Below are 25,575 nucleotides of genomic sequence, written 5' to 3' on the forward strand. Positions count from 1 at the left end.
GGATCTGTGCTGGGTAGCAAAGCCGAAAAAAACATAATTTACCCTCATAAAAACCGGATGTTAGCCGATAAGATAATCATTCTACAGAGAGCATTTAAAATGGAGCTGGGTGATGAAAGAAAATATCATAACAATGTTACTTCTGATTCTTAGTGGAGCGTGTAATGCTAATGCACAAAAAGGCAATGTAACTTGGTATGCGATAGCAGCCAAGGAACATTCAGACTTTATATCACTAACACATAGGGGCCTTCAAAAAATAAATATATTAAATGTTGATCAAATTCATCAGACTCTTGCTGTGCGTATGCACCTTGGTGATGGATGCTATGAGATGTATGCTCGCACCTTGCCTGATTGCATAGAATGCCCGACCGTAAAGTTTAATAATATAATTGTGACGGAAAAGTTCAGTAGCATTCCTGATGAAGCTGGAATATATATGCACTACGAAATTAAAGAGCAACCTAAACGCAGTTTTATTGAGGCTGGATATGATATGGTAATATATTGGAAGTCGTGATTTGCATATGTGTGTACAGAGTGTGCTCTGGCCTCAAACCGGAGTCTTGTTTGCTCTACTTTAGAGCCGCTAACAAAACTGAGTTGATTTGAATGATGCCAATCCCCATATAGGTAGCATGACACGAAATCATCAGTTAGCAGCTCTGGAAATCTCTGAAACTACTCCTGCCACTTCAACAGCTTTCGCTAACGTCTTGATGACCATGCGGTTCTAAATGGCATTCTGCTTGTCCTTACAATCGGTATTGCGTGGGAGGACCTGCCCCAGTCGCGGGGTGTTGGCAGCGGGATGACATGCTGATGCCGCCTGCGTGCGAGAGGCGTGATGAATGTCCGGGCCCGATCAGGCCCAACGGGAGAGGGGTGAGGGCATGGCGTAGGCGTAGCCCTGCTGGTAGTCGCAGCCGAGCCGGTTGGCTATCTCGATATGTTGCAGTGTCTCGACTCCTTCACACACCACCTTCATGCCTAGTCGTTGCAGGTATTCCACCAGACCGGCCAGCATTTTGAAGGCATAGGGCGTGCGTGCTGCCTGCAGCAGCAGGGAGCGATCTAGCTTGATTATCTCGTAGGGCAGCGCCATTACCCGCTGGAAGTTGCACTCCTGAGTGCCGAAGTCATCGCAGGCGATGTGGGCGCCATGAGCACGCAGCACCTCGAGCAGTGCCCTGTGCTTGCTGCGCAGCGGAGCGTGCTCAAGCACCTCGAACCAGATCTCCATACCCACCTTATGCGCCTGCATCAACACCAGCAGCAAGAGGTTCTGATAGGTCGGGCTACACAGCGTCGGGTTGAGGTTGATAGAGAGCAGATAGGGGCCGGACTTTGCTAGGGTCGGCAGATCGCGCATGATGGCCCTAAGCATGACGATGTCCAGATGCAGGGATTCATCCTGGCTTAGGGAGAGAAAGTCGATGCCCTGATAACTCTGTTGTGCCGGCTCCCAACGTCGGGCCAGTACCTCATAGCCTTTGACCTGATGATCGCGGCCTATGATCGGCTGGTAAAAGGGCACTGCGACCTCGGCCACGGTTGCCATGTCATTCATCGGATACTCTTCTTTTTTAAACGCAAACATGGCACTCACCTGATTAATGGATATGGTTGCATATAATACAGGAGGAAATGATCAAAATGCCGTAGGAATAGTCTGATAACTGGCAGGATTTAGTGACGTCAATATAGGGGATTTGTTGCCCATGATGCATGGCTTGAAGGGGGAAGTGGAGATCAGATCACCGCTTCCTCAGTTAGGGAAGGTGCGAATAAGTCATATGGCATAAAAGCGCCACCTACTAATTAATTGATTTTAAATGGATAAAATTTCCATTTTTTGTTCATCAAGTACTTATTCGCATATTCCTTAGTTCTATTCAAGAAGCACCGATTTGGGAAACAGCGCCCTGGGGATTGGAAGCGGTAAATGCCGAGCAGCGCAACGCACTGCTGGAAATCATGGATGATCTGTATGGGAAATACTCGACGGAAGTGGTCAGCTAGTTGCCAACTGAAGAGTGGTACGCGAGCTTGGGGGACAACACCCATGGCAGATGCGATCCTGGACCGGCTGATGCACAACGCTCACCGGCTGTCACTGAAGGGAGAATCGATGAGAAAGAGGAGAAGTGAGTTGACCCAATCTGAACCGTCGAGTTAGAAACGAGATGACGTGAGCGCGTTAAGGATCAGGGTTTTCACGTTGGCCGGAATGGCTGTTCAACTTCGCCGGAATACGCAAATATGACATGAGCTCTATATTTCGAGAGTAATAGCTTGCTGGGGGGAAAATCCTAGTTTGAAGATCAGGATGCGTTTCGTCTGTTGGCGCTGCTACTCGACAAATTGCTGCGAGGAGGGCGCGGCAGCCGTCAGGCCAAGCTGGATGGACTCACGCCAAGTGTGATGGAGCAGCGGGCGCTGGCGGCCATATCCCCGAATAGCGGCGCTGTGGTGCGTGGCAGCTGGCGGCGCAAGTCACGCAATCAGCTGGGCCATGCCAGCTGGCTGGATGTAGTGGAGACAGCCCTCTGGTGCTTCTGGCATGGGGACGATTCGGCCAGCGGCGAGGTATTGCTCGGCGTACTGCTGGGGCGGGATGAGCGAGTGCGGCTTGTTTATGGTCTGCTGGTGGGTGCTTTCTACATGGGTGAGCCTTTTAGTCTCGAGTGAGGATGTTTGAATTCTTCAGCAACTTATTTAAATATAAAAGAAAAATGAACTTCTGCAGTTTATGTCCACGAACTTCTGCATGTGGTGTTTCAAATATGAAACAGCTGGACGGGTCTGGCTTGGCTCTATTACGGCAAAAAACGGATGAAGTTCTGTCGGTTAAGTTGCTCGGACGAATACTGTTACTATCTGTAGCAATGCCTCTCAAATTTTACCACGTCCCAATTGTGTACCGCTCTCATCAGCGTTAGAGCCATAAACCTTTATAAATCCGGTTATTAAAAAAGACATATTGCAAAACGTGGAAATAGAAGGTTTGCTGTGTGGCTTGGTTCTTTGATGTGCTCATGTATTCTTTTATGTTCACGCTTCTGATTGATTTTTCAGGGTTTAGTGTCGCTGTGGTGAGGTGTAAATGCCGAATACACTTTCATCGTTCACCCGAACCTGACGTTGTTCAATGGCCTGCTGGTACATTATCTGGTACAGAACACCCCATGAGAGTGGTACAAAATTTTATGGGGTAGCAATGGCATTATCAGATAACTGGCTTCGAGGGGGAATGGTAAACCATATGCTGGCCCGAGCGAAGTGAGTGACGGTGATGGGGTTAGTGTCAGGGTCTGCTTATTGCGTTCCAGGTTCGGCATGTGGTCGACGGGAAGCGGATCCGGACCTCTTTTGGTCGGTATCCGACTCTGACCCTGAGAGAAGCCCGGATCAAGGCCGATGAGCTCAAAAGGGTGCCGCGCCAATCAGTGCATCGATGCCATCGGCGAGCGGGCCCCAAAGGGCGTTAATGGGATGGTCGTCTCTCTCTCATCTATGGAAACTTATATTCGCCACGTTGGCACTCAGATACCGTTTGGGGGAGGAAAGCCCCCCCATTAATACCCCCTGATTTAGGCAGCTCCACCTTGTATTGTAAAAATCAGCCCCATCAGAATAGCTCATACTAGATTGGCCCCTTGAAGATGCAGCCTTACTTGGCCGTATCATGGAGGCGATGGCAGAGCTTCCCTCCTATGGCTATCGCCGGGTCTGGGCGCTGTTACGGCGTCAGTCAGAGGCAACACGACTGCCTGTAGTAAACGCTAAGCGGGTACATCGCGTTATGCGCGATCATGGCCTGCTGCTGGAAAGAAAACCGGCGGCACCGTTGGCCCAGCAGGCACATAAGGGGCGTGTTGCCGTCAAAGAGAGCAATCGACGTTGGTGCTCGGATGGCTTTGAATTTCGCTGTGATAACGGTGAAAAACTACGTGTCACGTTCGCCATGGACTGCTGCGATAGGGAGGCGTTGGACTGGGCGGCCAGTACCGGGGGTTACGACAGTGACACAGTGCAAGATGTCATGCTGAGATCTGTCGAACGTCGCTTCGGGGATGCGTTGCCGGCATCACCGGTAGAATGGCTGACAGATAATGGTTCGGCGTATCGAGCCCATGAGACCCGCGCGTTTGCACGAGAAATCGGGTTGGAGCCCAGAACGACGGCGGTGAGAAGCCCACAGAGCAACGGTATAGCGGAGAGCTTCGTGAAGACGATGAAGCGAGACTATATCGAGATGATGCCGAAACCAGATAGCCGAACAGCGGTAGGCAATTTGGCCATCGCGTTTGAGCATTATAACGAGCACCACCCGCACAGCGCCTTGGGATACCGTTCACCCCGGGAATTTCTGCGCAGTCGGGTATCACAACCCTAAGCGGGAAAAAGTGTCTGGACCTATGGGGTCAAATCCACATACCCCCTCTTTTTGGCATAAGAAAAATTCGTATCAACCTGATAAATATCAGTTTTTTTACACATAATATTTCTTGATATTAGTTCACTGCGCAGGTTTGCCTTTGCACGGTAGTATTTATCCCAACAGCAAGGCAGGACAAAACAGTACAGGATGTTGATGAGCGTTAATCATTGCTCTCTGATAGGCCCATAAGGAAATGAAATAATACCTATGTTAAAGACTGCAGGGAGGTGTCTAGCGCTGTTTATCGGCCGGTATGACATTGAATATCGTCCACCGTCGAATATATCCCGCAGTGGGAACACTGAACTCTTTAACTTAAAAAAGACAGGTAAATTAACATGAAAAAATTAGCTCTCGTTTCATCCATGGTTGCCGCATTCGGTTCTGTCGGTATGGCGCAAGCCGCCTCTACCGGTACCATCAACTTTAGCGGCGAACTGACTAGCAACACCTGTGACGTTGTTGTTGATGGCCAGGGAGCGAATGCCACCGTCACTCTGCCTACTGTCGGCATCAACCAGCTGGACAGCGCCACGAAAACAGCCGGTGACACAGGCTTTGTGATGGCACTGAACAACTGTTTTGGCGCCTTGGAGACTGCCTCTGCTTACTTTGAAGCGGGTGCATCAGTGGATCCCATTACTGGGCGACTGAAGAACCTGACGGGCACGGCATCAAACGTAAGCCTGCAACTGCTCGATGGTTCTAGCGCGTCTCAGGCCGTCATCCAGGCGGGTAACACCAATCAGGTGACGAAAACCGAGTATAAAGATGTGTCTGGCAATAGCACGACACTGCCATACATAGTACGTTATTATGCTGAAGACCAAACCACAGCCGGAACCGTGGTCAGCAATGTAGTCTATACAATTCAATATCAGTAATCTTTTCCGGGAGGGGAATATCTCCTCCCTATCTCATATTGGGTCTGGTGTGTTGACGAAACCGCGTGCTCACACACCCGCCCTGCTTTTTCCCCTGACTGCCGCCGCCATATTCAGTACCTGCTAGTGTGGTAATCAGTGGCCCCTGTGTTATTGACCTTGATGTGGCCTCATACATCGAGACACTCTTTTCCGCTTGGGGTTGTGATACCCGACTGCGCAGATATTCCTTTTGAACGGCGGATGATAGCGCTCGTCACAGTGTAACCGGCGTGCTGGCAAAATGGTAATGGTGGGAATACCGCGAGTTAGATGGATTGACTCAAGCAAGGCGTCGAACCACCTTGCGCATCAGTCAGTGCAACGCAGGTCATGTCCGCGGTGCGTGATGGACCCGTTATGAATGGCGTCAACCGAGCCACATAACATATGAGGTGCCATCCCTGGCCATCAGACACGCTTGTCAGGATATGTGGCAGCAATACCGATTGGGATTATTCCTACATTTAGAGTCGGTGTCGGCTGCTATACGGGGCCGTAAGCTGTCAGTATGATGACAAAAGTTGTCGTTCCGAATAGTAAATCACGGCACTGGTGCAGCATCTCTCTACCCGTGGCATTGAGCCGGAGCCCCGGTGTCAACCTTGTCATATCAGGCGTTGCCACCCGATGGCCGGAATACTTGATACAACAAGTTTTTCGGCAAGGTGTAGCAATATTCGGATCAGTTATGTAGCTACTATACATAATCAGCAACAGACCATGAATTAGCCCATGTCTACTTATATTGCCATTCTGGTTATTATAAAAAATGGGCGATCTAACCAAGCTTATAGGCGATATTTAACCATGAAGAAAAATGTAATTTCCGCAGCTCTGTTGTTTTCCCTTTCAGCAATCGGCATGAATGCAAACGCTGATGAAATTCAATTTAGCGGTGTCATCACCGCAGCATCGTGCCAGCTTGTCGGTGGCGGAAATCTGGTTATGCAACTCCCTACCTTCGGTACTGAAGCTGTGCAAAACGTCGGTCAGCATAATGGTGTAACCAGCCTGAATGCGCAGGTTGTGTGTCCCGGGACAACTGACGATGGAACGGTTACCATGGCGCTGATGCCAAATCCGAATAGCTTTACAGGTAAGGTTCTTAACAATACTGCAGCTCCTGCAGGTGCTGCAGAAGGTGTCGGTATTGTCGTAATGGGTAACGATGGTCAGCCTTTGGACTTCTCAGAAGGTAGCGCTGCCAATATTACGGCTCCCATGATCGCTGGCAATGCCAACATTATGATTTCAGCGACTTATGCAAAAGATGGCTCAGGGACGGCTGTTTCTGCTGGTGAAGTGAGTGCCGTACTGCCTTTCGTAATGACTTACGAATAATAGATGATCAATGTGAGGCATGGCTTCGGCCATGCTCTCCATATCAGAGTAAAGTCTATGCGTATATTTTTTTCCTGCTGACGTGTTTTGGTGTAATTATTTATCCTACTTACGTAAATGCATCTATTAGTCTTTCTGCTACGAGGGTAATTTATGAGAGTAAACAAAAAGATGCATCAATAAATGTTGTCAATAATGGAAACAAAGAAGTCTTGATACAAAGTTGGTTGGCTCAGGAGGATAATAATAATCCACCTCCATTTGCGGTAACCCCTCCACTGGTTAAAATGAAAGGAGGCCAGCACCAATTATTACGGGTCTTGTATCAGGGGCACAGCTTGCCACAAGATAAAGAGTCGGTATTTTGGCTTAATGTACAAGAGATACCACTGCAAGTTGAGGGTGATAACCAGCTACAGTTAGCATTAAGGCAGAGAGTGAAGCTCTTCTATCGCCCAGCTGGATTAAGCGGAACTGCCAATCTTGCATCAACTCAGCTTAACGTCACTGTTAGAGGTAACAAGTTGGAGTTTTATAATCCAACGCCTTACTACATCAATATGCTTTGGTTTCGCCAGGGTAATTTAACACTAAAAGGAAAAATGATTGCGCCGAGAGATTCGCTCACAATCGACTCTCCTGGGATAAGGTCAACTGGTGAATTTGACATCGCCGTTATCAATGATTTTGGTGGGCAAACCATATTTAATGGGAAGCTTATAAATGGACTTTCCGCAGGCATGCGGGGTAATAAATAATCTCAACTCATCAGATTTAAAGGTTGTGTGAGATTGATTGTTAATTTTTATTTGAAATGTTGGGTTGTTTTTTCTGCCGCCACAGAATAGGTACTAGCTCAACAAAAAAGGTTGCTCAATGTCTCTCAATCTGAAAAAGAAGTGTTTTTTCTCTGCCTATCTGAGCGGAATTATAGCCGCTACTGCCACAGATGGGGCTTTTGCTGACTCTGAAAACGTGAGTAGCAAGCCTAAATTCAACAGCGCTTTCTTGCAAGGTGGCAGTGAACTGGATCTTGAGCTTTTTCTTAAACAAGGAAATATTGCTCCAGGGCAATATCGGGTTGAGCTGTATCTCAATGAACTGCTTTTCTCTATGGAGAATATAGTTTTTTCCTCCCGTGAGGGTGAGGTTGCACCTTGTATCACTCTAGAATTGATGGAAAGGCTTGGCGTCAAAAGTGAGCTACTCAGCAATGTTATATCTTGTGTGGACCTGGCGCAGATAGAACATGCTAGTTGGGACTATGATACCGGAGCCCAGAAACTGCGCCTTTCCATCCCCCAAGCCGCTTTAAAACGCAGCACTCGAGGTTACGTAGACCCAGCTTTATGGGATCAGGGGGTCAATGCTGCGTTTGTTAACTACAACTTGCAAAGCCGATTTGATCATCATCGCAATTATACTGATAGCCATAGCCACTATCTTGGCATGAGTTCGGGGGTGAATATTGGCCCTTGGCGTTTGCGTAATCAAAGTCAGCTCAACGGTGTTAATGACAAAGGATATTGGCAAAGCCTGCGTACCTTCGCAGAAAGGGATCTGACTGACTGGCGAAGTCAGCTCAGTGCTGGTCAGATCAATAGCAGTTCAGACATATTTAATAGCCAATCCTTATTGGGACTGCAGATCCGCTCTGACGATGCAATGCTACCCGACGAGCTACGTGGCTACTCGCCGGTTGTAGTCGGGGTTGCTGACACTAATGCCACGGTTGAGATCCGTCAGGGTGGCAACCTGATCTTCAGTGCGCCTGTGCCCCCCGGTCCCTTCGAATTTCGCGATATACCTACATTCGGCAGTAATGGTGACTTGGAGATCACAGTTATTGAGGCGGGTGGCACCCGCAAAGTACGGACCCAAGGGTTTGGCATGCTACCTGTGATGGTTCGCGAAGGGACTAGCCGCTATCAGTTCAGTTTGGGCCAGCTTGAGACAGACCTGTTACCGGCGACAGAGTCTTGGTATTCCTCAGTGGATGGAGCTTATGGCTTCCTGCCAAATCTTACCCTATATGGTGGGGTTGAGGGCATGCAGCAGTATTATGCTCTTAATGCTGGCTTAGGTTTTGGTAGCAGCTTGGGTTCCTTTTCGTTTGATGTCACCCACTCCGACAGCGACACTCGGATGGGGCATTATCAGGGGCAGAGTTATCGTTTTCGCTATGGACGGGTATTTCATGATGTAGGCACCACGTTGGCGCTTTCGGGTTACCGCTATGCGACGGAAGATTATCGTAGTGTTGATGACCATATCAATGATTTCAGCCCCAAGGGGGTGACTTCTTATGGTTCCCGGACTCGTTCTAATATGCACCTTTCGGTCAGTCAGCAACTCGCCAGTGATTGGGGGCAACTTACATTGGCCGCAAGTGAAACTGGTTACTGGGATCGCAAGCCAACTTCACGCTCGCTCTCGGCGAGTTATGGCAACAGCTGGCAACGCCTGAGCTATCAACTGGGGGCGGAGCGTAACCACAGTAGTTGGCGCGATGAGACTCAATTTACTTTTTACGCATCACATCCGCTCTCTTGGGGTGAAGGAAAGCACCGCCTCTCTATTGGAGGCAGTCAGCAGACGTGGGAACAAGGGAGTAATAGGTCTCATACCAACAGACAAAATGTTGGCCTCTCTGGTAATTGGGATGCTTATAGTTACAACCTTGACGCAAGTCGTGACAGTTTGGGAAATCAACGTTGGTCTGCGAGCAGCACCCTGCGCTCTGCCTTTGGTGAAGGCGGTATAGGCTTTAGTCAGGGTAGTGATTATCACACTGTGAATACCCACTGGGCAGGATCATTGATCGTCCATAACGGTGGCAAGCTCAACGCGGCACCCACCTTCTATGACGGCGCCATCTTGGTGGAGGTTCCTGGTCAGGAGGGGGTTGGTTTCAATAGTAGCCGAGCTAAAACCGGCTCCAATGGCTTTGCCCTGCTGGAAAACAGTACTCCCTATCGGCGCAATCAGGTCTCAGTAGATAGCCAGACTTTAGCTGCAGGGGTTGAGCTGGAAAACGGCGCAGCGCAAGTAGTACCGCGTAGGGGGGCGATAAGCTATGCCCAAATTTCTGCACGCAAGGTCATCCGAGTTCAGTTTACTCTGCTCGATGACAGTGGTCAGCCCTATCCTTTTGGTACGCAGCTTGAATTGAGCAATGGCACTCTGCTCGCCTTGGCTGACCCCAATGGCCGTGCTCTGGCGCTACTCGATCAACCGCAAGGGGAGTTGGTGATAGTTAGAAGAGATGAGCGTTGCCAGGTACCCTACCGGCTTACCGAAAGTAACGCTGGTAACTTTAACAGCGCGGTCTTGCAGTGCCGAAGATGACAATAACCTCTGATCATTGGTACCTGCTTAAAAAATCATATTATGAAAACGGTAAAATTAGCATCATGATGAACTTAAATAAATTATGCTTGATATTTCTTTTTATTTTTTCAAATGGTGCCATAGCTTGCACTTCAGTTTATACCACGTTAGATTTTTCTACCGCTATAACGAGGGATTTTACCGGTGGTCAGCATGCAGTTCCTCTTGGGACTTTAGGTAACATGTCAACTGAAAGGAGCATACCAACAGTTTTTTCTAATTGTAATAGTACTCTTCCTACAGAAACGTCCTATTATGCGCAATACAATGGTGCATTAGGGAACCCGGTGACCCATTATAGTGGGGCCGGACACACTGTTTATCAACTGCCTAATGTTCCTGGTATTGGGGTGTCATTTTTTATGGCTGATCCGAATATGCCATGGAATCAGCTAAGGAGTACAAAATCCTTAATGATTAAGAGTAATTACCCCGGTATAGGATTCAAATCTCGAGTGCAATACCATATTATCGGTGAGTTGAAAAATGGCAATTATAATGTACCAAGGAGACACGTTGGGAACATGACGGTTGAGGGTACTAAGACAGTGACCCCAGTTCAGTTATGGTCACCCCAAACGACCATAACAGTAAATGTGGCATCATGTAAACTCGATGTCCCCCCTTTAGTTAACTTGAATCCCGATATTTCTAAACCGACACAGTTTAATGTGACTGTCAAGGGATGTAGTGGAAGGACAACTGTGTCTACATCTTTCAGTGATGCTAACAGTCCTGCTACAACGAGTACATCGCTGAAAAACAACGGGACGGCAACTGGGTATGCTCTTAAATTAGAAGTTGTTAATGGTGGTGCGGTGCAAATACTCCCTGTCGCTTCGAGCGGTGCGAGCTCGCGTCCGGGGGAGATTCCGATGGGGACTGGAAATGTAAATGTTCCTTTAGTAAAGAGTTTTAATGCCATAGTGACTAAGGATGGTGGTAAACCACAACCTGGTACGTTAGATTTTAAAGCCATTGTAGGTGTTTCGTATCGCTAAATAACTGATCCTAATAGTGCTACACCTTCGCTGTGCCATAGCCATTCCCAGGGAAAGGAGACACGGTATCCATGAAGTGTTTCACTCGAGTCAGCAGGTTGGCCATCCCTCTGCATTGATGATTGCGCGTGATGGTTTCATGTAACTTGTGCCACAGCCGTTCTATGTGATTAACCCAAGGACTGTAAACTGGCTGGAATACCAGGCAGAACTTGGGATGCTTCTTCAACCATCGCTCGGTCTGTTTGCTTTTGTGAATGATGTAGTTATCGAGGATCAGCGTGATGGTTTTGGCTCGTCGGTTGTGGTGACGCAGCTTTTCCAGCATGGCGATAAACAGGGATGAGTTTTTCTTTATCCCGCTGACGTAAAGTACTCTTCCGTTGCCTGCGTGGAGAGCGCCTGCCAGGTAATGTTTTGCATTCTGCCCCGGTGTGACAACCCGCTTTTGCTGCGCTCTGAACATCCAGTCGGCCCCTAATTTGGGATTGAGGTCTATATCGACTTCATCCTCATAAAACACCGGATTAGCGGCATCACAACGGGCCAGAGCAGCGTCGATATTCGCCATTTTCTCCTGATAGGCCGGGTCTTTTATCCGCAAGGTCGGCACGGGCCTGCGCCAGACAATGCCCATACGAGGTAACCATCGACGAAGTGTGGAGGCTGCCATATTGAGCCCTGTTAACCGATTGATTTTGATGGCCAATAGCTCAGTACACCAACGGCTGCGCTGATAACCAAAATCTTGAGGAGAAAACTGCATGAGCAACACCAGTAAGGTGACAATCTTGGCGATAGGTAAGACTGGGGCTCGGCCAGCCGGTAAGGCTTCTAACGCACCCACACCTTCATCTCGATACCACCGAAGCCAACGGCCGATGGTCGAGCGAGCAGCGCCGGTAAGGTGATGAATATCAGTGATCGTGTGTCCTTCATGTAACAGCAAGATTGCCATCAAGCGACGAGCATGCCCTTTATCACGCGTGGCATGGATGATTTTGTGAATGCGGCGCCGTTGTGATCGTGGCAGGGGTGGTAGGATAGGCATCAACTCAGTCCTTTGGGCGTGGCTTTTTTTGTTTGGCGACTAATGAGATCGCACAAACTGGACTGAGTTCCCTTCCTCCGGTGATCTACTATTCGGAACAGCTATTTAGTATGTGGAGCTGATGACAGATCATCATACATATGCGCGATCTATTTGAGGACTAAGGAAAGAAGATGCGAGCATTTTTTTTGATGTTAACGCTGTTGGCAACTTTTATTTCTAGTTATGCTAACGCCACATTTTATCTATCTACAACACGAATTATTCATCACGAATCGATGAAAGAGTCATCATTTGAAGTTTACAACACAAGTGATGATGAAATACTTATTCAAGGGTGGCTAAGTGCGGACAAAAGTGAGGTGCTTCCATTCGCCATGACACCACCTCTTGTTAAAATAGCCCCTCAAAAAAGCAATATGTTTCGTATTTTTTATGAGGGGTCAGGTCTGCCAAAAGATAGGGAGTCATTTATTTGGGTGAATGTATTGGCAATTCCTATGTCTTCGAAGGTAGATGATAGTCTACAAGTCGCTCTTCAACAGAGTATTAAGCTATTCTATCGACCATCGAATTTATCTGGTGATGCTAGAATCGCACCAGAGTTACTAATGCTATCACTAAAAGATAATCTATTGGTTGTCCGAAATACGACGCCATATCATGTAAATATAATCTCATTCAGGAAAAATGGGGTTGAGTTTGAAGGCGATATGATTCCTCCATATGGAGAAAGTGCGATAACAGCAACAGGAATAAATGGAAATGGCAATATTGAAGTAGTTGTCATTAATGATTTCGGTGGGGAAGATACATTTGAAGGAGTGTTAAGAAATGGTAAGCTAAATAAATTTAAAATAAAGAATCAGTAACGTGCGGAATCAGTTTAGAAAGAGAATTAAAGTAATTTTAGTTATTGTGTTTAATATATTCTGATTGGCTTGCAGAGTGCAGTTTAAAATCGTGAAATAGAAAGGGTGAATATCTTGATTTATATTTTTTTATAGCTCCATGGCGTTTCAATTGGCGACGTTGGGTTAAAAAATCTAAATTTATTTGGATTGTAGCTATTTTTTATTTCGGGTTTGCATTTGCTAATAATGAAGAAGGTCATATTTCCATTATAGATTACGACCAGTCTTCAGAATTGCTGTTTGTCAATATTGTAACCTCTGCCATTGGTAACCCGACTCTCTATCTCAATGCCGATGGTATCCTCTCCGAGCTTGATCGCTTTGAGTTAATCGGTGAGTACAACATGGCGGTTCACTTACCATGTAATGATTTCAACCGGGATGACATCTTGGTCTACAAGAAAGGGGGAGCGACTCTGAGACTAGGGCTGGATGCCATCACCTGCGAGCGTCCAAAGGGTCGCCTGCGGCAGCCGAGGCTGGTCTATAGCAACGCCCACTGCATCATCGACCCTAGGGGCACTTCTCTGTGGCGGGTCGGTACGCAGCTTGCGGAAAAAAACGGCTACTCGGTCTACCAGAATATGTACGCCGTATTTCTCGCCAATCGCCAACACTTCGTCGATGAAGATATCACCCGGATGCAGGATAGCCTGCTGATCTGCCCTCCGGAAGAGATGATCGCTGCCATTGACAAGCGCCATGCTGCCGAGATGTTTCAAGAGGCCGAGACGTTTCGGGTGGCCAGCAGTATGCAAAAGGGGGCGCCTGTACGCAGCGAAGAGGCGAGATCCCCTGATGAGAGTGACGAGTAACTGGTGCTGGTAATCGCCCCTGCCGAAGAGGGTGAAGAGTGCGTTGTTTCCCAAATCAACCATCAAGCCACAACTGCCCCAGCGTCAAGTGACCGTTACCCCCGGCGCTTTCTGACAGGCAGACCAAGGGTGTTCAGTTGGTTGATTGCACCTACATACGCCATCCACTCCTTGATCGTCGTCCCCTGGCAACCAGGGCGCATGCGCTATCCATTTTTTTGCTCGGCTATACTCCACAGCTTCTTTGAGGATCTCGTTCTTCATGGTCTTCTTCTCGGGCAGACGCTAGCGTTCTCGTTATCTGCTATGTCGCAGCGAGTTTGATTGAAGGGTGGTCCGGGGAAGGAGATAATCCCTCCTTTACTTTTGATTTTTACTGTATAAAAATACAGTTATAAATCATGGAGACTTATCCTATGCGTCTGGAAATCATCATCGACAAGAAACATCAGATCCCTACCACCACCATGGAGGCGCTGCGTCAGGAGTTGCTCAAGCAGTTGGGCGAGAAGTTCCCCGACCTGCATGTGCGGGTCGCACCGGGCGGTGCCATGGCGATGACGGTCAGCCGTGCCAGCAAGGAAGACAAGGAGCTGGCGGAGGCCATGGTGCAGGAGGTGTGGGAGAACGCTGACAGCTGGATGCCGGAAAACGCCGCCTCCTGAGGCTCGCTGGCCGCCCTGAGTCGTGTATGGCAGGCGCCAGAAAGACTCAACAAGGATCAGAGAAAACGCAGCCCCGGCTGCGTTTTTCCGTTTCTGGCCACACATGGAATTTACCTGCTCACATCGTGCTGGAAGGGGGATCCTGCGCCTTACAACCCGGCCCAGCGCTTGAGGCTATTGACCTGTACCCGCTGGTTGGCCTGGGCTATCTCGCGGTGGGCACGCAGCGCCTTGATGGCCTCGGGCAGGGCGGCGTGGACCTCGGCGGCCGTCATGCCGGGATGCAGCGCGGGGTGATAGGCAAGCTTGAGCAGCACATAATCGAGTCCGGTCGGGAAGCTGTCGATGCTGTTGTCGTTGAAGATGGAGGGAAACACCTTGTCCGAGTCGTTGGGCAGGCCCATCACCTGGGTGAGTTCTTCTACTACGCAATCGAGAAAACGCCCCTTGGCCCGGCTGTAATCTACCGGAATGATGACGGTGGCGCGGGCTATCTCATAGCGGGCATTGGTGGCGAAGTTGGCTATGCACAGCCCCTCTTTGAGCGCCATCTTGATGGAGGCATCCTGGCCCATGGTCCGTTTGGCCCAGCTCGCCATCTGCGAGTGTTGGGTCATGATCAGGGTGATGTTGGCGTTGTCGTTCACCAGTGTGATCGGGCGACCTATGATGCTGGCCAGATGCTGGCTCTGGATCTTGACCACCTCGGCCTGCAGCGGCTTGTCGCCAAATTCATTGATGAGCCTGAGACGGATGGGTTGCTGCCAGCGGGAGAAACGCACATTCTGCTCGTGGCCATATTCCTGTTTCATGGCGACTTCGAAGAAGCTCTGCGTCAGATAGGCGTCGCTCTGCCAGTGGTCGGCGGCGTGCAGGGAAAGCGGTGGGAGCAGCAACACCAGACTCCACAGGCTCATCAAGCCTCCCTTGAATGTGCGAGCACGGGGCAGTAGCGGATGGCGCAATGGGATCATGTTTCCTCCTTGAAACGGCAATCGGTCAGCGCGCGGCGCGCTCAATATCGCGCCAAGTGAGCCAGAGTCTGAGATCAAACTCCAGTTGATGATAGTCCGGCTCCATGTGTTGACAGAGCTGGTAGAAGGCTTTGTTGTGATCCTTCTCCTTCAGGTGGGCCAGTTCGTGCACCACTATCATCTTCAAAAAGGCGGGGTGAGCCTCCTTGAACAGGGCGGCGATGCGGATCTCGTTCTTGGCCTTGAGCTTGTTGCCCTGTACCCGGCTGACATAGGTGTGCAGGCCGAGGGCATCCTTGATCACGTTGATCTTGCCATCGAAAATCACCTTGGACAGCGGCGCCGAGCTTTTCAGATAGCGGTTCTTCAACTCCATGGTGTAACCCAGCAGCGCCTTGTCACTCTGGATCAGGTGACTGTCCGGGTAGCGTTTTTCCAGCATGTCGCCGAGCTTTCCCGCCGCGATCAGCTGTTGTACCTGGGCTTTGAGCGGGTCCGGGTAGCCCCCGAGATAGGTCAGTTCCGCCATGGTTTGTCACTCGTCACATCAAAAAAAGAGCGCCATTGTAGTCATCCCGCGTTGGCTTGGGTAGGGCTTGCTCTCTTTCCTGCGTGTGTTCGTCCAAGCAAAAGGGCCGTCACTGTGATCAATGACGGCCCTTGCTGGCGATGGTGCGGGATCAGCGCCTGCGATAAAGGCCGGGGTCCACCTCTTCATACTGGTTCACCAGAAATTGATAGAAGGCGAGGCTGGAAGGGGAGCTCGGTTTTTTCAGCTCGTCGGCAATCCGTTCCGGCTTGGCGATGATGAACTTGGGACTCTGGCGCTTGATGTCGGCCAGCACACGTTCACGCACGTCGTAGGGCGGATTGACGTTGGCAAAGAAGAGATAGGCGGAGGCCGGCTGGCGATCGGTCCACAGATAATATTGCGGCTGTATGCCATCGACCCAGATCTTGTCGGTCGGGCCGGTTTCGGCCTTGATCCGATCGACCCGTACCTGGGCCGGCAGGTTGAACGGCGTGCCCTTCAGGCTACCTTCCCAGGCGTTGTTGAGCAGCAGGACCAGCATGGCCAGCGAGGCGAGCCAGGGGGTGGCACTGCGCACATCCCAGGCGCGCCACAGGGGCACCAGGATCAGCACGGGCAGGGCCCACAGCAGACTGTTGCCGAGCACTTCCCGCACCCGTTCCAGCGACCACTCCTTGGTGCTCCAGCCGTAACCGAGCTGCTGGGCCAGCAGCCAGCTGGCGGTCAGCACCACCAGCGAGATACAGAGCAGGCCGAGGCCATCGGCTTGCTGCTCACTGCGATCCAGCAGGCAGGCGAGCGGCAACAGGGCCAGCGGCAGATAGAGCACATCGTAGTGATCGAACACATGGCCGGAAACGGAGTTGGCGACCAGGGTGAACACTACGCCGAACAGGGTGGCGCACAGGACGGGCAGATACCACTCCTGCCGCCGGCTCATCATCAGTATGATGAAGGCGGGTAGCAGCATGATGAGGCCGGTGCGCAGCAGGCCGACGCTGCCCACATCTGGCGAGAAGCCGTTACCGTAGCTGCCCTCGAAGAAGATGTCGAAGGCGTAATACTTGAATTCGGCCAGCAGGCTGTGGTGCTGGAAGTAGGCAAGCAAGGGGGCGCCTATCAGCGCCAGTCCCAGCAGGCTGGAGAAGAGCAGGGCGAAGGCGCAGCGCCACTGTTCGCGCAGGCACCAGTGGCAGAACAGCACCAGATACCAGGCGCCCCAGAAGGCGCCGTTGTTGGTGCGCATCCAGGCTACGATGGCAAAGGTCAGCGCCGCCACCAGGGCAGGTCCCCAGCTGAAGCGCTTGTCCAGCAGCATGGTGATGAAGGCCCATTGGGCGAGGAGGGCCAGATGGAAGGTCCAGTCTTCGGTCATGTTGCCGTAGTAATAACGGGTGCTGTAGAGCGCCAGCACCGCCAGCATGCTACCGAGGCGTGCGCGCAGGGAGAGGCCGAGCTGGCCGAATGCTTGCCAGCTGGCCAGCAGACCGAGCCAGCAGAGCGCCCACTCCAGCAGCCAGATCCCGAAGAAGCCACCCAGGTGGTAACCGAGTGCATTGAGGGCGAAGATCATGGGGCCCTTGATGTCGACCATGTCCCGGTAGAGCACGCCCCCCTCACTCCACATCTTGCCCATCACAGCGAACAATGAAGCATCGAAGCCGGGGGCCATGCCATGAAACAGCGGGTTGCGCAGGCAAAACAGCAAGGCCAGCAGGCCAGTGAGCAGGATCACCAGCGGCCTAAGGCCCGGATTGACACGAGGAGGGGTAAAGCGGATGACATGATTCATGGGTGACCTGTTCCAGCTGGGAAGTCTCGAAAGCGGGCCTATCTTGCCGAGCCTGACTGCGCTATGCAATGGGCGTGGCAGATGTGCTTGAAATAATTTGCAAAAGTGCCGCCTTCTGGCAAGAAAGCGGCACTTTTTATGACAAACGTGGCAGAAGTGGTGGTCTGAGTCCCACTGGGTTCACGACATGGCGCCAGGGCCCTGATACACCAGCAGCGGCGGCATGACACTCAGCTCGGGCAGATAGCGGGCCCAGCGGATGAAGGCATCCGCCAGCGTGATGCCGAGCTCCTGATTGTGCTGGGTCAGGGTGCGGGCCAGCGCCGTGTAGCCCTCCTTGCCGGAGGCGGTATAGGCGCTTGATACCCCCCGGTAGATAGCATCGGCCTCGACCGGCTGCCACTGACCCGGGCTCGCCTCCCACTCCAGCCGGGTGATCCTGGCCCCTTTGGGCTTGTCTGCCTGGTAGCTGAAACGGACGCCGGCAGTATAAGGGAAGCTGCCGCTGCCGTTACCCGTCACGCCGTTGTTGGTGGCGTTGTCGATGGCCCCCTCCAGCGCCTCGGCCAGTTCATGGCCGTGCACCCGATAGAGGGTGAGCGGAATGGCAAAGGGCAGCAGGCGACCGGCGATATCCGCCTCGCTGAGCGGCCCGGGTTCGAGGGCGCAGCGCACGCCCCCTGCGTTGTGCAGGGCGAAATCCACCTGACCGACCTGTTCACGGGCACCGGTCAGCATGGCGTGAGCGACCAGGGGGGCAACCTGGCTGCCGGCTGGCAGGTTGGCGTCGGGCAGGCGCTGATGGTGCAGTGGCCCGGCGAGCCGGGTCACAATGCGCTGGGTCATGGTTTCGAGCTCGGGCCGGTAGCGCTTGGCCAGATGCGCCTCAAGTTCAGGCGCTGGCTCGCAGAAGTGCAGACCGGCTGGCGGCGCTGAGTCAAACGGCCAGGGTTGCCAGGGCAGCCACTCCAGCTGGCCCTGGCTGCGCCGCACTCGGCCGCGCGCGTCAAATTCCAGCTCGCACACCCCGAGGCAGAGCGCGCTGTGGGCCGCATGCAGTATGGCGACGTCGTTCACCATCAGCGGATAGCTGCCGTCGCTCTCGAGCCCGAGCGGAGCCAGATCCCCCAGCTGACTGTGAGTGTGGCCACCGATGATGAGGCTGAACTCCGGAAAGCGAGCAGCCAGGCGTTTGTCCTGCTCAAGCCCCAGATGGCTCAGCAAGATGATGTGGTGAATGCCTTCGGCCTTGATGTCGCTGATCGCGGCGACCAGCGTCTCCTCGATGCCGTGAAAATGGGTATAGGCATCGGGATTGGCGATGGCGGCCATCTGCGGCAGTGTGATGCCGAGCAGGGCGAAGGGCACTCCGTCTATGATGCGTTTGTGCCAGGGGCGGCTGGCGTCATGGAGCATGGGCAGGCCCCTCAGCCGCAACGGGGTATCGGCCGGTTCCTGACTGCTGTCCAGGTTGGCGGCCAGCACTGGGAAGTCGAGCTGGCGCAAAAACTCCACCAGAGGACCGTTGCCCAGATCGAACTCGTGATTGCCAATCACCATGGCATCCGGCTGCAGCAAACTCAGCAGATCTGCGTTGGCTCGCCCCTTGAAACGGTTGAAATAAAGCGAACCCTGGAAGGTGTCGCCGCCGTGCAGGAGCAGGCAGGTCTGACCCGCCGCGTCTGCCTGCTGACGCAGGGCGGTGAGCCGGGAAAGGATGCGGGCATAGCCGCCACATTGAGTACGCCACTCGGACTCGCCAACGGGGGAGAAGCGCATGGGGGCGCCATCGAAATGGGAGTGGCAGTCACTGAAGTGGGCAAGTTGAACCGTAATACTCATCTCGGTCCTCCTTAGAGAAAAAAAGAGCTCAGAGTCTACTCCAACCTCGGGGGAAGATACCAGCCCGGCAGGACGCCGGGCTGGTGAGGAAAGCGCCAGTTCTGGCAGGGGCCAGAGTCAGTCCCCCCGCAGGTTCAGGCCGAATGTCAGGCGGGGACCATGATCTGGGTGGCGAGGATCACCACCACCAGGCCGACGGCGACCGGCACCGAGGTGCGCTTGACCACCTCGAATGGAGAGAGATTACCCATGCCCGCACAGGCAACCACCACGCCGGAGACCGGGGATATGGTGCGGCCAAGGTTGGAGGCCTGCAGCATGGGGATGACCAGGTAGGCAGGATTGACGCCCAGGCTGGTGGCAAGATGGGGAATAAGCTCCACGAAGGCGTAGAAGGGAGCGTTGCCGGAACCCGTGGTAAAGGCGGCCAAGGTGGTGATGACCACCAGTACCAGCATGATGACGAGGCCGCCGGTACCAAAGCTTTGCGCCAGACCCAGCAGGTTAGCGATGAAACCGAGCCCCATCAGACCCTGGGCAAACACACCGGCCCCCACCAGCAGCATGACCACGCCAGCGAAGGCGTCAGCCATGCTGCGCCAGCACACCTGCAGACCGTCGAGCAATTCCTTGCCATTGCGCTTGCGCACCAGTTCCAGCAGGGCGGCCAGCACCAGACAGATGATAATGATGGTCACTATGTCGAGCTTGGGGCCCAGTTTCCCGTCAAACAGCAGCACGCCGATGATGGGGGTGAACGGCAGTATGGCGTAGAAGCCGGGGGCGTCTGTGATGAGATCGCCCGGTGCGACAGGTTCGTTGTGTTCGTCCGATTTCTGATCCAGGTAGCGCTGCCAGAAGAAGTGAGTCACCGCCATGCAGGCGATGGCAATCAGCGAGATGGGCAGAGTCAGCTTGAAGGCAAAATCCAGCAGCGGCATGTTGGCGGCCTGAGCAGCCATCACCACGTCACCGGAGGTCGGTGCCAGAATGATGGCGGCTGGCGAGGCGCACACCGCCGCCGCCGCGCCACGGGAGATCCCCATGTTGACCATCAACGGGAACAGGGTGGCCATCAAGAGGACGCCCAGACCGGTTGCAGAGCTCACCGCCAGCGACATGGCGCAGGCCACCAGATAGGCGGCCACCAGCAGGATATAGGGTGATTTGATGATGCCGAGCGGCTTGCTGGCCAGTTTCACCAGTATGGTATTGGCACCTATGTGGCTCATGTAGCCGGCAAAACCGCACAGCACCATGATCAGCATGCCAAGGCCACCACCACGATCCACCAGCAGGAAGCGCACATATTCAAAGACGTCGGTGGCCACGTGACCGGTGGAGGTGACGCTGGCAGGCAGTACGGCCTTGCCCATCAGGGCGGTAATGGTCAGCAGCAGCAGACCGCCACTGAGCAGCACCCCGGTGGCCGAGTAGCCCTTGAAGATGTAGCGACCCACGGTCAGGGTGACCAGGGTGCCAATAAGGAGTTCCATCATAGAGTGAGTTCCTGAGTCCGAAATTGAAGGTGGATACATTTTTGGCGTCAACGTGGAGGGTCATCTGACCCATCCCGAAAAGTATCAACATAAAACTCGACGATTGTTATCCAATCAGGGATGGCTCACCATGATGTCAATCATCACTTGTGATCTTGCTTTCAAATCAATGAAAGCGCGGGGTTGCGACTTGTCAATCTGATACTCGGGCTTTTTGACGGGAGTGGGTGACAGTCGCAGGGATCGCGGTTAATCTCCTGCGTCGAGTATTAATACGTTGATAATTAATTAAAATAACACCCCGAGCATCAACGAGGTCAAGGCAGCATAAATGGGAATGATCAGCAAAGTTTTCATGGTGGCAGCCTTGCTGTATACCGCCACAGCAGGGGCCGAACGTTCTCGTTATACCGGCATCAAGGTCGAGCCTGACATCAAGGTTGATTTCCAGTTTTACCGGGTGTTTGGACCGGATGTCGTCAGTGTGTCCCGCCAGATAGCAAAACAGGGGCAGACCCAGGCCCGCGGCCATATCGGCATGGCCAGCTACCAACTTTCCTGGCAGTTGCAGACCCGCCCCGAGGCCGACCGCTGCGCGCTGGAGCAGGTCAGGATCACCACCCGCATCAAGGTAATGGTACCGAACTGGATGGACAAGGCGAGGGCCTCTGCTGCAGAGCGCCAGAAGTGGGACACGCTGGTGACCGCCATGTTCGATTATGAGAGCCGTCACAAGCAGATCTTGCTGGAGAGCGTCAGCCAGCTTGGCATCCAGTTGGCACAACTGCCGGTGGAGCGCGATTGCGCCGCCCTGCAATATCAGGCCTGGCAACAGGGGCAGGGGGTGCTGGCCAGCACCCGTGAGCGCTTCACCCAGTTGCAGCAACAGACGGATCACGGCCGCACATTGGGGGTGATCTGGCCCAAGGGCATCTAGCGCCTTGGTCGGCGTTACCAGCGATAAAAACGGGCTCCCGGTGGGGAGCCCGTTTTTATTGGGGTGGATTCGCCAACCGGGGCTGGCGGTCAGTTGAGGGGCTTGCCCTTGAGCAGTTTGCGCACCCAATAGCGCGCCGGATGGAGCGCTTCCAGCAGATCGGCGGATAGCGGTAGCGGATCGCCACAGATCTCGCTGGCAAGCAGCTCACCGCACAGCGGCGCCGAGCAGAGGCCCCGTGAGCCGAGCGCCCCCAGCACATACAGGCCGGGATGCAGTGGTAGCGGCGCTGCATGTGGCTGATCAAATTGGAGCCTGGCGTAGTGATCTGCCAGGCTTGCCAATCTGGCGATTGGCCCCATCACCGGCAGGTGATCCCGGCTGGCGCAGCGCACGCCCACCCGTGCCTCGTTGCCACTGATATTCACCTCGGCTGGCCAGATCTGCTCCGGCAGGCAGGCTTGCAGCCGGGTCTGGTTTTGCAGCTGTTCTTCTGCGCGAAACTCGAGGCTGTGCTGGTTACGGCCATAGCTGGCACCGATACAGTGCTGCTGGTTGTGCGCGGGCGTGAGGTAGCCATCGTAACAGAGCACCGTCTTGAGCCGGCTCAGAGTGGCCGTGGTCGGCACATGGCTCACCTGACCGCGCACCGGATAGAGCGGCAGCTCGGCAAAGGGGAGCAGGGCGGGCAACTGATGACCGGCGGCCACGACCAGATTGGGGGCCTGCCATTGACGCCTCTCATGGCTTTCAACCCGCCAGCCATCTGCTTGCTCATAAATAGCCGTGACTGGGCAATCGTATTCCACTTGCAGCAGGCCGCTGGTTTGCGCCTCCTTGATGGCTGCGCGGGTGAGATCGGCCGGACAGAGCCAGCCCCCCAGCGGATAGCTGACCCCGGCATGACCCGAGGGCAGGCCACATTCGTGTTCGGCTTGAGTGGGCGTCAGTGGGTGCATCAGCGCGGGCGGGAAAGGGCCCTGTTGCATCTTGGCCAGCTTGGCGCTGGATTTGTCGTCATAGCCAAGCTGCACCACACCGCACAATTCAAAGGCGATGGCATGGCGCTCGGCCAGGGTCAGCAGCCGTTGGCGTGCATAACCGAAGGCCAGCGAGTAAAAGCGTGACAAGGCATCGTGCTCGCCGTTGAGCAGGGGATAGAGTGCCCCCTGTCGATTACCGGAGGCGCCGGTAGCCAGTTCATTGTCCTCGCAGAGCAGGGTGACCTTGCGGCCCCGCTCCACCAGCGAGAGCGCCGTCATGGCCGAGGCGATGCCGCCGCCAATGATCAGCACCTCGCCGTCTTGCCCCGCCGGTCTGGCATACCAGGGGGCGATGGTGCGCTGTGGTGTCTTGTCTACCCGCTCGCCTGCCAGCATTGCCCACTTGCTGCCATGGCCCTTGACCTTCTTCATGGCAAACCCCGCGGCAATCAGGCCACGACGCACGAAGCCGGCGCTGGTAAAGGTGGAGATGGTTGCACCGGGACGAGCCAGGCGGGCCAGGCCCTCGAATAACTCTTGTGTCCACATCTCGGGATTTTTTGCCGGTGCGAATCCATCCAGATACCAGGTATCCACCAGCCCCTGCTCACCATGAGGCACTTGCGGCAGCATATCCTTGATGTCCCCCAGCCAGAGATCGAGTCGAATGCGGCCGCCCGCAAAGTGCAGACGATGGCAGCCAGGGACGGGCAGTGGCCACTGTGCGATGAGTGCCTGGCTGAAGGGGGCAAGCTCGGGCCAGGCGGCCAGTGCCTTGCGAAGATCGCCCTGGGTGAGGGGGAATTTTTCGAAACTGATGAAGTGCAGACGGGCGCCGTTGCCGGTGTGGGGAGCCTGTTCAAGGAAGGCTTTCATTGTCGCCAGAAAGTTAAGGCCTGTGCCGAAACCTGTTTCACCTATCACGAAACTGTCACTATTGTGGTGAGAAAATCGCGCTGGCAACCCATTTTGCTGCAAAAAGACGTAGCGGGTTTCACTTAGACCGTTATCATTGGAAAAGTACACATCCCCGAAGTCACTGGAGAGTGGAGTTCCCGCTTCATTCCAGTCCAATCGGGCATGATGTAAGGATGTTTGACTCACGTTTCCCTCTGCTCGCGTCATAAGAACGCGGGCATTCTACGTGAAAGCAGACCAGTTTGGCAGCCGAAAGCGGGTAGACTTGGCGCCAGTTTTTCCAGACGAGATGAATTAATGAGAAGAGCAGTGATCACCGGTATCGGCGTCATCTCCAGTATCGGCAACAACAAGGAAGAAGTGCTGGCCTCCCTGAAATCAGGTAAATCTGGCATCACCTATTCCGAGCAGTTCGAGCAGCACAACCTGCGTAGCCGTGTCTGGGGTAACATCAAACTCGATCCGTCTGAACTGATCGACCGTAAAGTCATGCGTTTCATGGGTGACGCTGCGGCCTATGCCTATCTCTCCATGCAACAGGCAATTGATGATGCCGGGTTGCAGGAAGATCAGATCTCCAACGAGCGTACCGGCCTGGTGGTCGGTTCCGGTGGTGCATCCGGCAAGAACACCTCAGAGTCCTGCGACATTGCCCGTGAGAAAGGCGTCAAGCGGGTGGGCCCCTACATGGTGCCGCGCACCATGTCTTCCACTACCTCTGCCTGCCTGGCGACCCCGTTCCAGATCAAGGGTGTCAACTACTCTATCAGCTCTGCCTGTGCCACCTCTGCCCACTGCATCGGTCACGCCATGGAACTGATCCAGCTGGGTAAGCAGGACGTGGTCTTCGCCGGCGGCGGTGAAGAGCTGGACTGGTCTTCCACCATACAGTTTGACGCCATGGGTGCCCTGTCCACCAAGTACAACGACACCCCGGAAAAAGCGTCCCGTACCTATGACGCCAACCGCGATGGTTTCGTCATCTCCGGTGGCGGTGGCATCCTGGTGGTCGAGGAGCTGGAACATGCCCTGGCCCGTGGTGCTCACATCTATGCCGAGCTGACCGGTTACGGTGCCACCTCCGATGGCTACGACATGGTCGCTCCGAGCGGTGAAGGCGCTGTGCGTTGCATGAAGATGGCGATGCAGGGTGTGGGCAAGGTTGACTATATCAACACCCACGGCACCTCCACTCCGGTGGGTGACACCAAGGAGCTGGAAGCTATCCAGACGCTGTTTGGCACTAACGGCCCCAAAATCTCCGCGACCAAAGCGATGACCGGCCATGCGCTGGGCGCTGCGGGCGTGCATGAAGCTGTCTACTCCCTGCTGATGATGGAACACGGCTTTATCGCCCCCAGCATCAACATCGAGACCCTAGACGAGAAGGCTGAGGGGCTGCCCATCGTACGCGAGTACGAGGCGGCTGATCTCAATACCGTCATGTCCAACAGCTTCGGCTTTGGCGGTACCAACGCATCACTGGTGTTCAGCAAGTTCAAGGCTTGATGAGTCGATGATGTGAAAAAAGGCGCCGCAAGGCGCCTT

The 25,575-nt window shown here is 53.6% G+C and carries 21 protein-coding genes and 2 pseudogenes; 15 read left to right on the forward strand and 8 right to left on the reverse strand.

Features of this window, described 5'->3' with window-relative positions:
- Nucleotides 1-112 precede the first annotated feature (112 nt).
- Entirely contained in the window at nucleotides 113-523 is a 411-nt protein-coding gene (locus WJM78_RS08660; RefSeq protein WP_339015139.1) for a hypothetical protein, read from the forward strand.
- Between the two features lie 345 nt (nucleotides 524-868).
- On the opposite strand, the gene WJM78_RS08670 is transcribed toward WJM78_RS08660, so the two are convergent.
- Nucleotides 869-1,603, reverse strand: coding sequence for an EAL domain-containing protein (locus tag WJM78_RS08670; protein WP_339015141.1), 735 nt, complete (start codon nucleotides 1,601-1,603; stop codon nucleotides 869-871).
- A 326-nt stretch (nucleotides 1,604-1,929) separates the two neighbouring features.
- On the opposite strand from WJM78_RS08670, the pseudogene WJM78_RS08675 reads away from it, so the two are divergent.
- The 9 genes and pseudogenes from WJM78_RS08675 to WJM78_RS08710 all read left to right on the forward strand — a co-directional run.
- Nucleotides 1,930-2,182: pseudogene (locus WJM78_RS08675) on the forward strand (ATP-binding protein); the annotation flags it as partial.
- 164 nt (nucleotides 2,183-2,346) lie between these two features.
- Nucleotides 2,347-2,694: an ADP-ribosylglycohydrolase gene (locus WJM78_RS08680; RefSeq protein WP_339015143.1), complete on the forward strand. Its 348-nt coding sequence runs from the start codon at nucleotides 2,347-2,349 to the stop codon at nucleotides 2,692-2,694.
- A gap of 629 nt (nucleotides 2,695-3,323) precedes the next feature.
- On the forward strand, nucleotides 3,324-3,494 hold the full coding sequence (locus WJM78_RS22815) for an Arm DNA-binding domain-containing protein (protein WP_422388447.1): 171 nt from the start codon (nucleotides 3,324-3,326) through the stop codon (nucleotides 3,492-3,494).
- A gap of 173 nt (nucleotides 3,495-3,667) precedes the next feature.
- Nucleotides 3,668-4,402: pseudogene (locus tag WJM78_RS08685) on the forward strand (IS3 family transposase); the annotation flags it as partial.
- Between the two features lie 383 nt (nucleotides 4,403-4,785).
- Nucleotides 4,786-5,331 carry a fimbrial protein gene (locus tag WJM78_RS08690; protein WP_339015145.1) on the forward strand — a complete coding sequence of 182 codons (546 nt, stop codon included), beginning with the start codon at nucleotides 4,786-4,788 and terminating at the stop codon, nucleotides 5,329-5,331.
- Between the two features lie 774 nt (nucleotides 5,332-6,105).
- Entirely contained in the window at nucleotides 6,106-6,714 is a 609-nt protein-coding gene (locus WJM78_RS08695; RefSeq protein WP_339015147.1) for a fimbrial protein, read from the forward strand.
- A gap of 125 nt (nucleotides 6,715-6,839) precedes the next feature.
- Nucleotides 6,840-7,472 carry a molecular chaperone gene (locus tag WJM78_RS08700; protein ID WP_339015801.1) on the forward strand — a complete coding sequence of 211 codons (633 nt, stop codon included), beginning with the start codon at nucleotides 6,840-6,842 and terminating at the stop codon, nucleotides 7,470-7,472.
- A 118-nt stretch (nucleotides 7,473-7,590) separates the two neighbouring features.
- Nucleotides 7,591-10,062, forward strand: a complete 2,472-nt coding sequence (locus tag WJM78_RS08705) for a fimbria/pilus outer membrane usher protein (RefSeq protein WP_339015148.1) — start codon at nucleotides 7,591-7,593, stop codon at nucleotides 10,060-10,062.
- Nucleotides 10,059-11,105: a hypothetical protein gene (locus WJM78_RS08710; protein WP_339015150.1), complete on the forward strand. Its 1,047-nt coding sequence runs from the start codon at nucleotides 10,059-10,061 to the stop codon at nucleotides 11,103-11,105. Before WJM78_RS08705 ends, WJM78_RS08710 begins: the two co-directional genes overlap by 4 nt.
- A gap of 19 nt (nucleotides 11,106-11,124) precedes the next feature.
- Here the strand turns inward: WJM78_RS08710 and WJM78_RS08715 are convergent, their stop codons facing one another.
- Nucleotides 11,125-12,156, reverse strand: a complete 1,032-nt coding sequence (locus WJM78_RS08715; protein ID WP_339015151.1) for an IS630 family transposase — start codon at nucleotides 12,154-12,156, stop codon at nucleotides 11,125-11,127.
- Between the two features lie 173 nt (nucleotides 12,157-12,329).
- Between WJM78_RS08715 and WJM78_RS08720 the strand changes: the two genes are divergently transcribed.
- The 3 genes from WJM78_RS08720 (at nucleotide 12,330) to WJM78_RS08735 (ending at nucleotide 14,550) form a co-directional block, all read left to right on the forward strand.
- Complete coding sequence (locus WJM78_RS08720) at nucleotides 12,330-13,028, forward strand: molecular chaperone (RefSeq protein WP_339015152.1); 699 nt, start codon at nucleotides 12,330-12,332, stop codon at nucleotides 13,026-13,028.
- Nucleotides 13,029-13,303: 275 nt separating this feature from the next.
- The gene (locus WJM78_RS08725; RefSeq protein WP_339015154.1) at nucleotides 13,304-13,885 is read left to right on the forward strand and encodes a hypothetical protein; all 582 of its coding nucleotides are present in this window, start codon (nucleotides 13,304-13,306) and stop codon (nucleotides 13,883-13,885) included.
- A gap of 416 nt (nucleotides 13,886-14,301) precedes the next feature.
- Entirely contained in the window at nucleotides 14,302-14,550 is a 249-nt protein-coding gene (locus WJM78_RS08735; RefSeq protein WP_021140432.1) for a DinI family protein, read from the forward strand.
- 149 nt (nucleotides 14,551-14,699) lie between these two features.
- Here WJM78_RS08735 and WJM78_RS08740 read toward each other — a convergent pair whose 3' ends face one another.
- From WJM78_RS08740 to dcuC, 5 genes are all read right to left on the reverse strand, one after another.
- Nucleotides 14,700-15,524: a DUF2927 domain-containing protein gene (locus WJM78_RS08740; protein ID WP_422388443.1), complete on the reverse strand. Its 825-nt coding sequence runs from the start codon at nucleotides 15,522-15,524 to the stop codon at nucleotides 14,700-14,702.
- Nucleotides 15,525-15,549: 25 nt separating this feature from the next.
- On the reverse strand, nucleotides 15,550-16,053 hold the full coding sequence (locus WJM78_RS08745) for a M48 family metallopeptidase (RefSeq protein ID WP_108536115.1): 504 nt from the start codon (nucleotides 16,051-16,053) through the stop codon (nucleotides 15,550-15,552).
- A 151-nt stretch (nucleotides 16,054-16,204) separates the two neighbouring features.
- Entirely contained in the window at nucleotides 16,205-17,848 is a 1,644-nt protein-coding gene (locus WJM78_RS08750; RefSeq protein WP_287146335.1) for a hypothetical protein, read from the reverse strand.
- Between the two features lie 180 nt (nucleotides 17,849-18,028).
- A complete protein-coding gene (locus WJM78_RS08755; protein WP_339015156.1) occupies nucleotides 18,029-19,690 on the reverse strand; it encodes a bifunctional UDP-sugar hydrolase/5'-nucleotidase in 1,662 nt (553 codons plus the stop codon).
- Nucleotides 19,691-19,836: 146 nt separating this feature from the next.
- Nucleotides 19,837-21,189: an anaerobic C4-dicarboxylate transporter DcuC gene (gene dcuC / locus WJM78_RS08760; RefSeq protein ID WP_339015157.1), complete on the reverse strand. Its 1,353-nt coding sequence runs from the start codon at nucleotides 21,187-21,189 to the stop codon at nucleotides 19,837-19,839.
- Between the two features lie 337 nt (nucleotides 21,190-21,526).
- Between dcuC and WJM78_RS08765 the strand changes: the two genes are divergently transcribed.
- On the forward strand, nucleotides 21,527-22,126 hold the full coding sequence (locus WJM78_RS08765; RefSeq protein ID WP_339015159.1) for a DUF922 domain-containing Zn-dependent protease: 600 nt from the start codon (nucleotides 21,527-21,529) through the stop codon (nucleotides 22,124-22,126).
- A gap of 89 nt (nucleotides 22,127-22,215) precedes the next feature.
- Here the strand turns inward: WJM78_RS08765 and mnmC are convergent, their stop codons facing one another.
- Entirely contained in the window at nucleotides 22,216-24,234 is a 2,019-nt protein-coding gene (gene mnmC, locus WJM78_RS08770) for a bifunctional tRNA (5-methylaminomethyl-2-thiouridine)(34)-methyltransferase MnmD/FAD-dependent 5-carboxymethylaminomethyl-2-thiouridine(34) oxidoreductase MnmC (protein WP_339015161.1), read from the reverse strand.
- A 90-nt stretch (nucleotides 24,235-24,324) separates the two neighbouring features.
- Here mnmC and fabB point away from each other — a divergent pair, with 90 nt between their 5' ends.
- A complete protein-coding gene (gene fabB, locus WJM78_RS08775) occupies nucleotides 24,325-25,536 on the forward strand; it encodes a beta-ketoacyl-ACP synthase I (RefSeq protein WP_042035490.1) in 1,212 nt (403 codons plus the stop codon).
- Nucleotides 25,537-25,575: the final 39 nt, after the last annotated feature.

Origin of the sequence: Aeromonas popoffii, assembly GCF_037818705.1 — a bacterium.
GTDB classification, from domain to species: Bacteria; Pseudomonadota; Gammaproteobacteria; order Enterobacterales; family Aeromonadaceae; genus Aeromonas; species Aeromonas popoffii.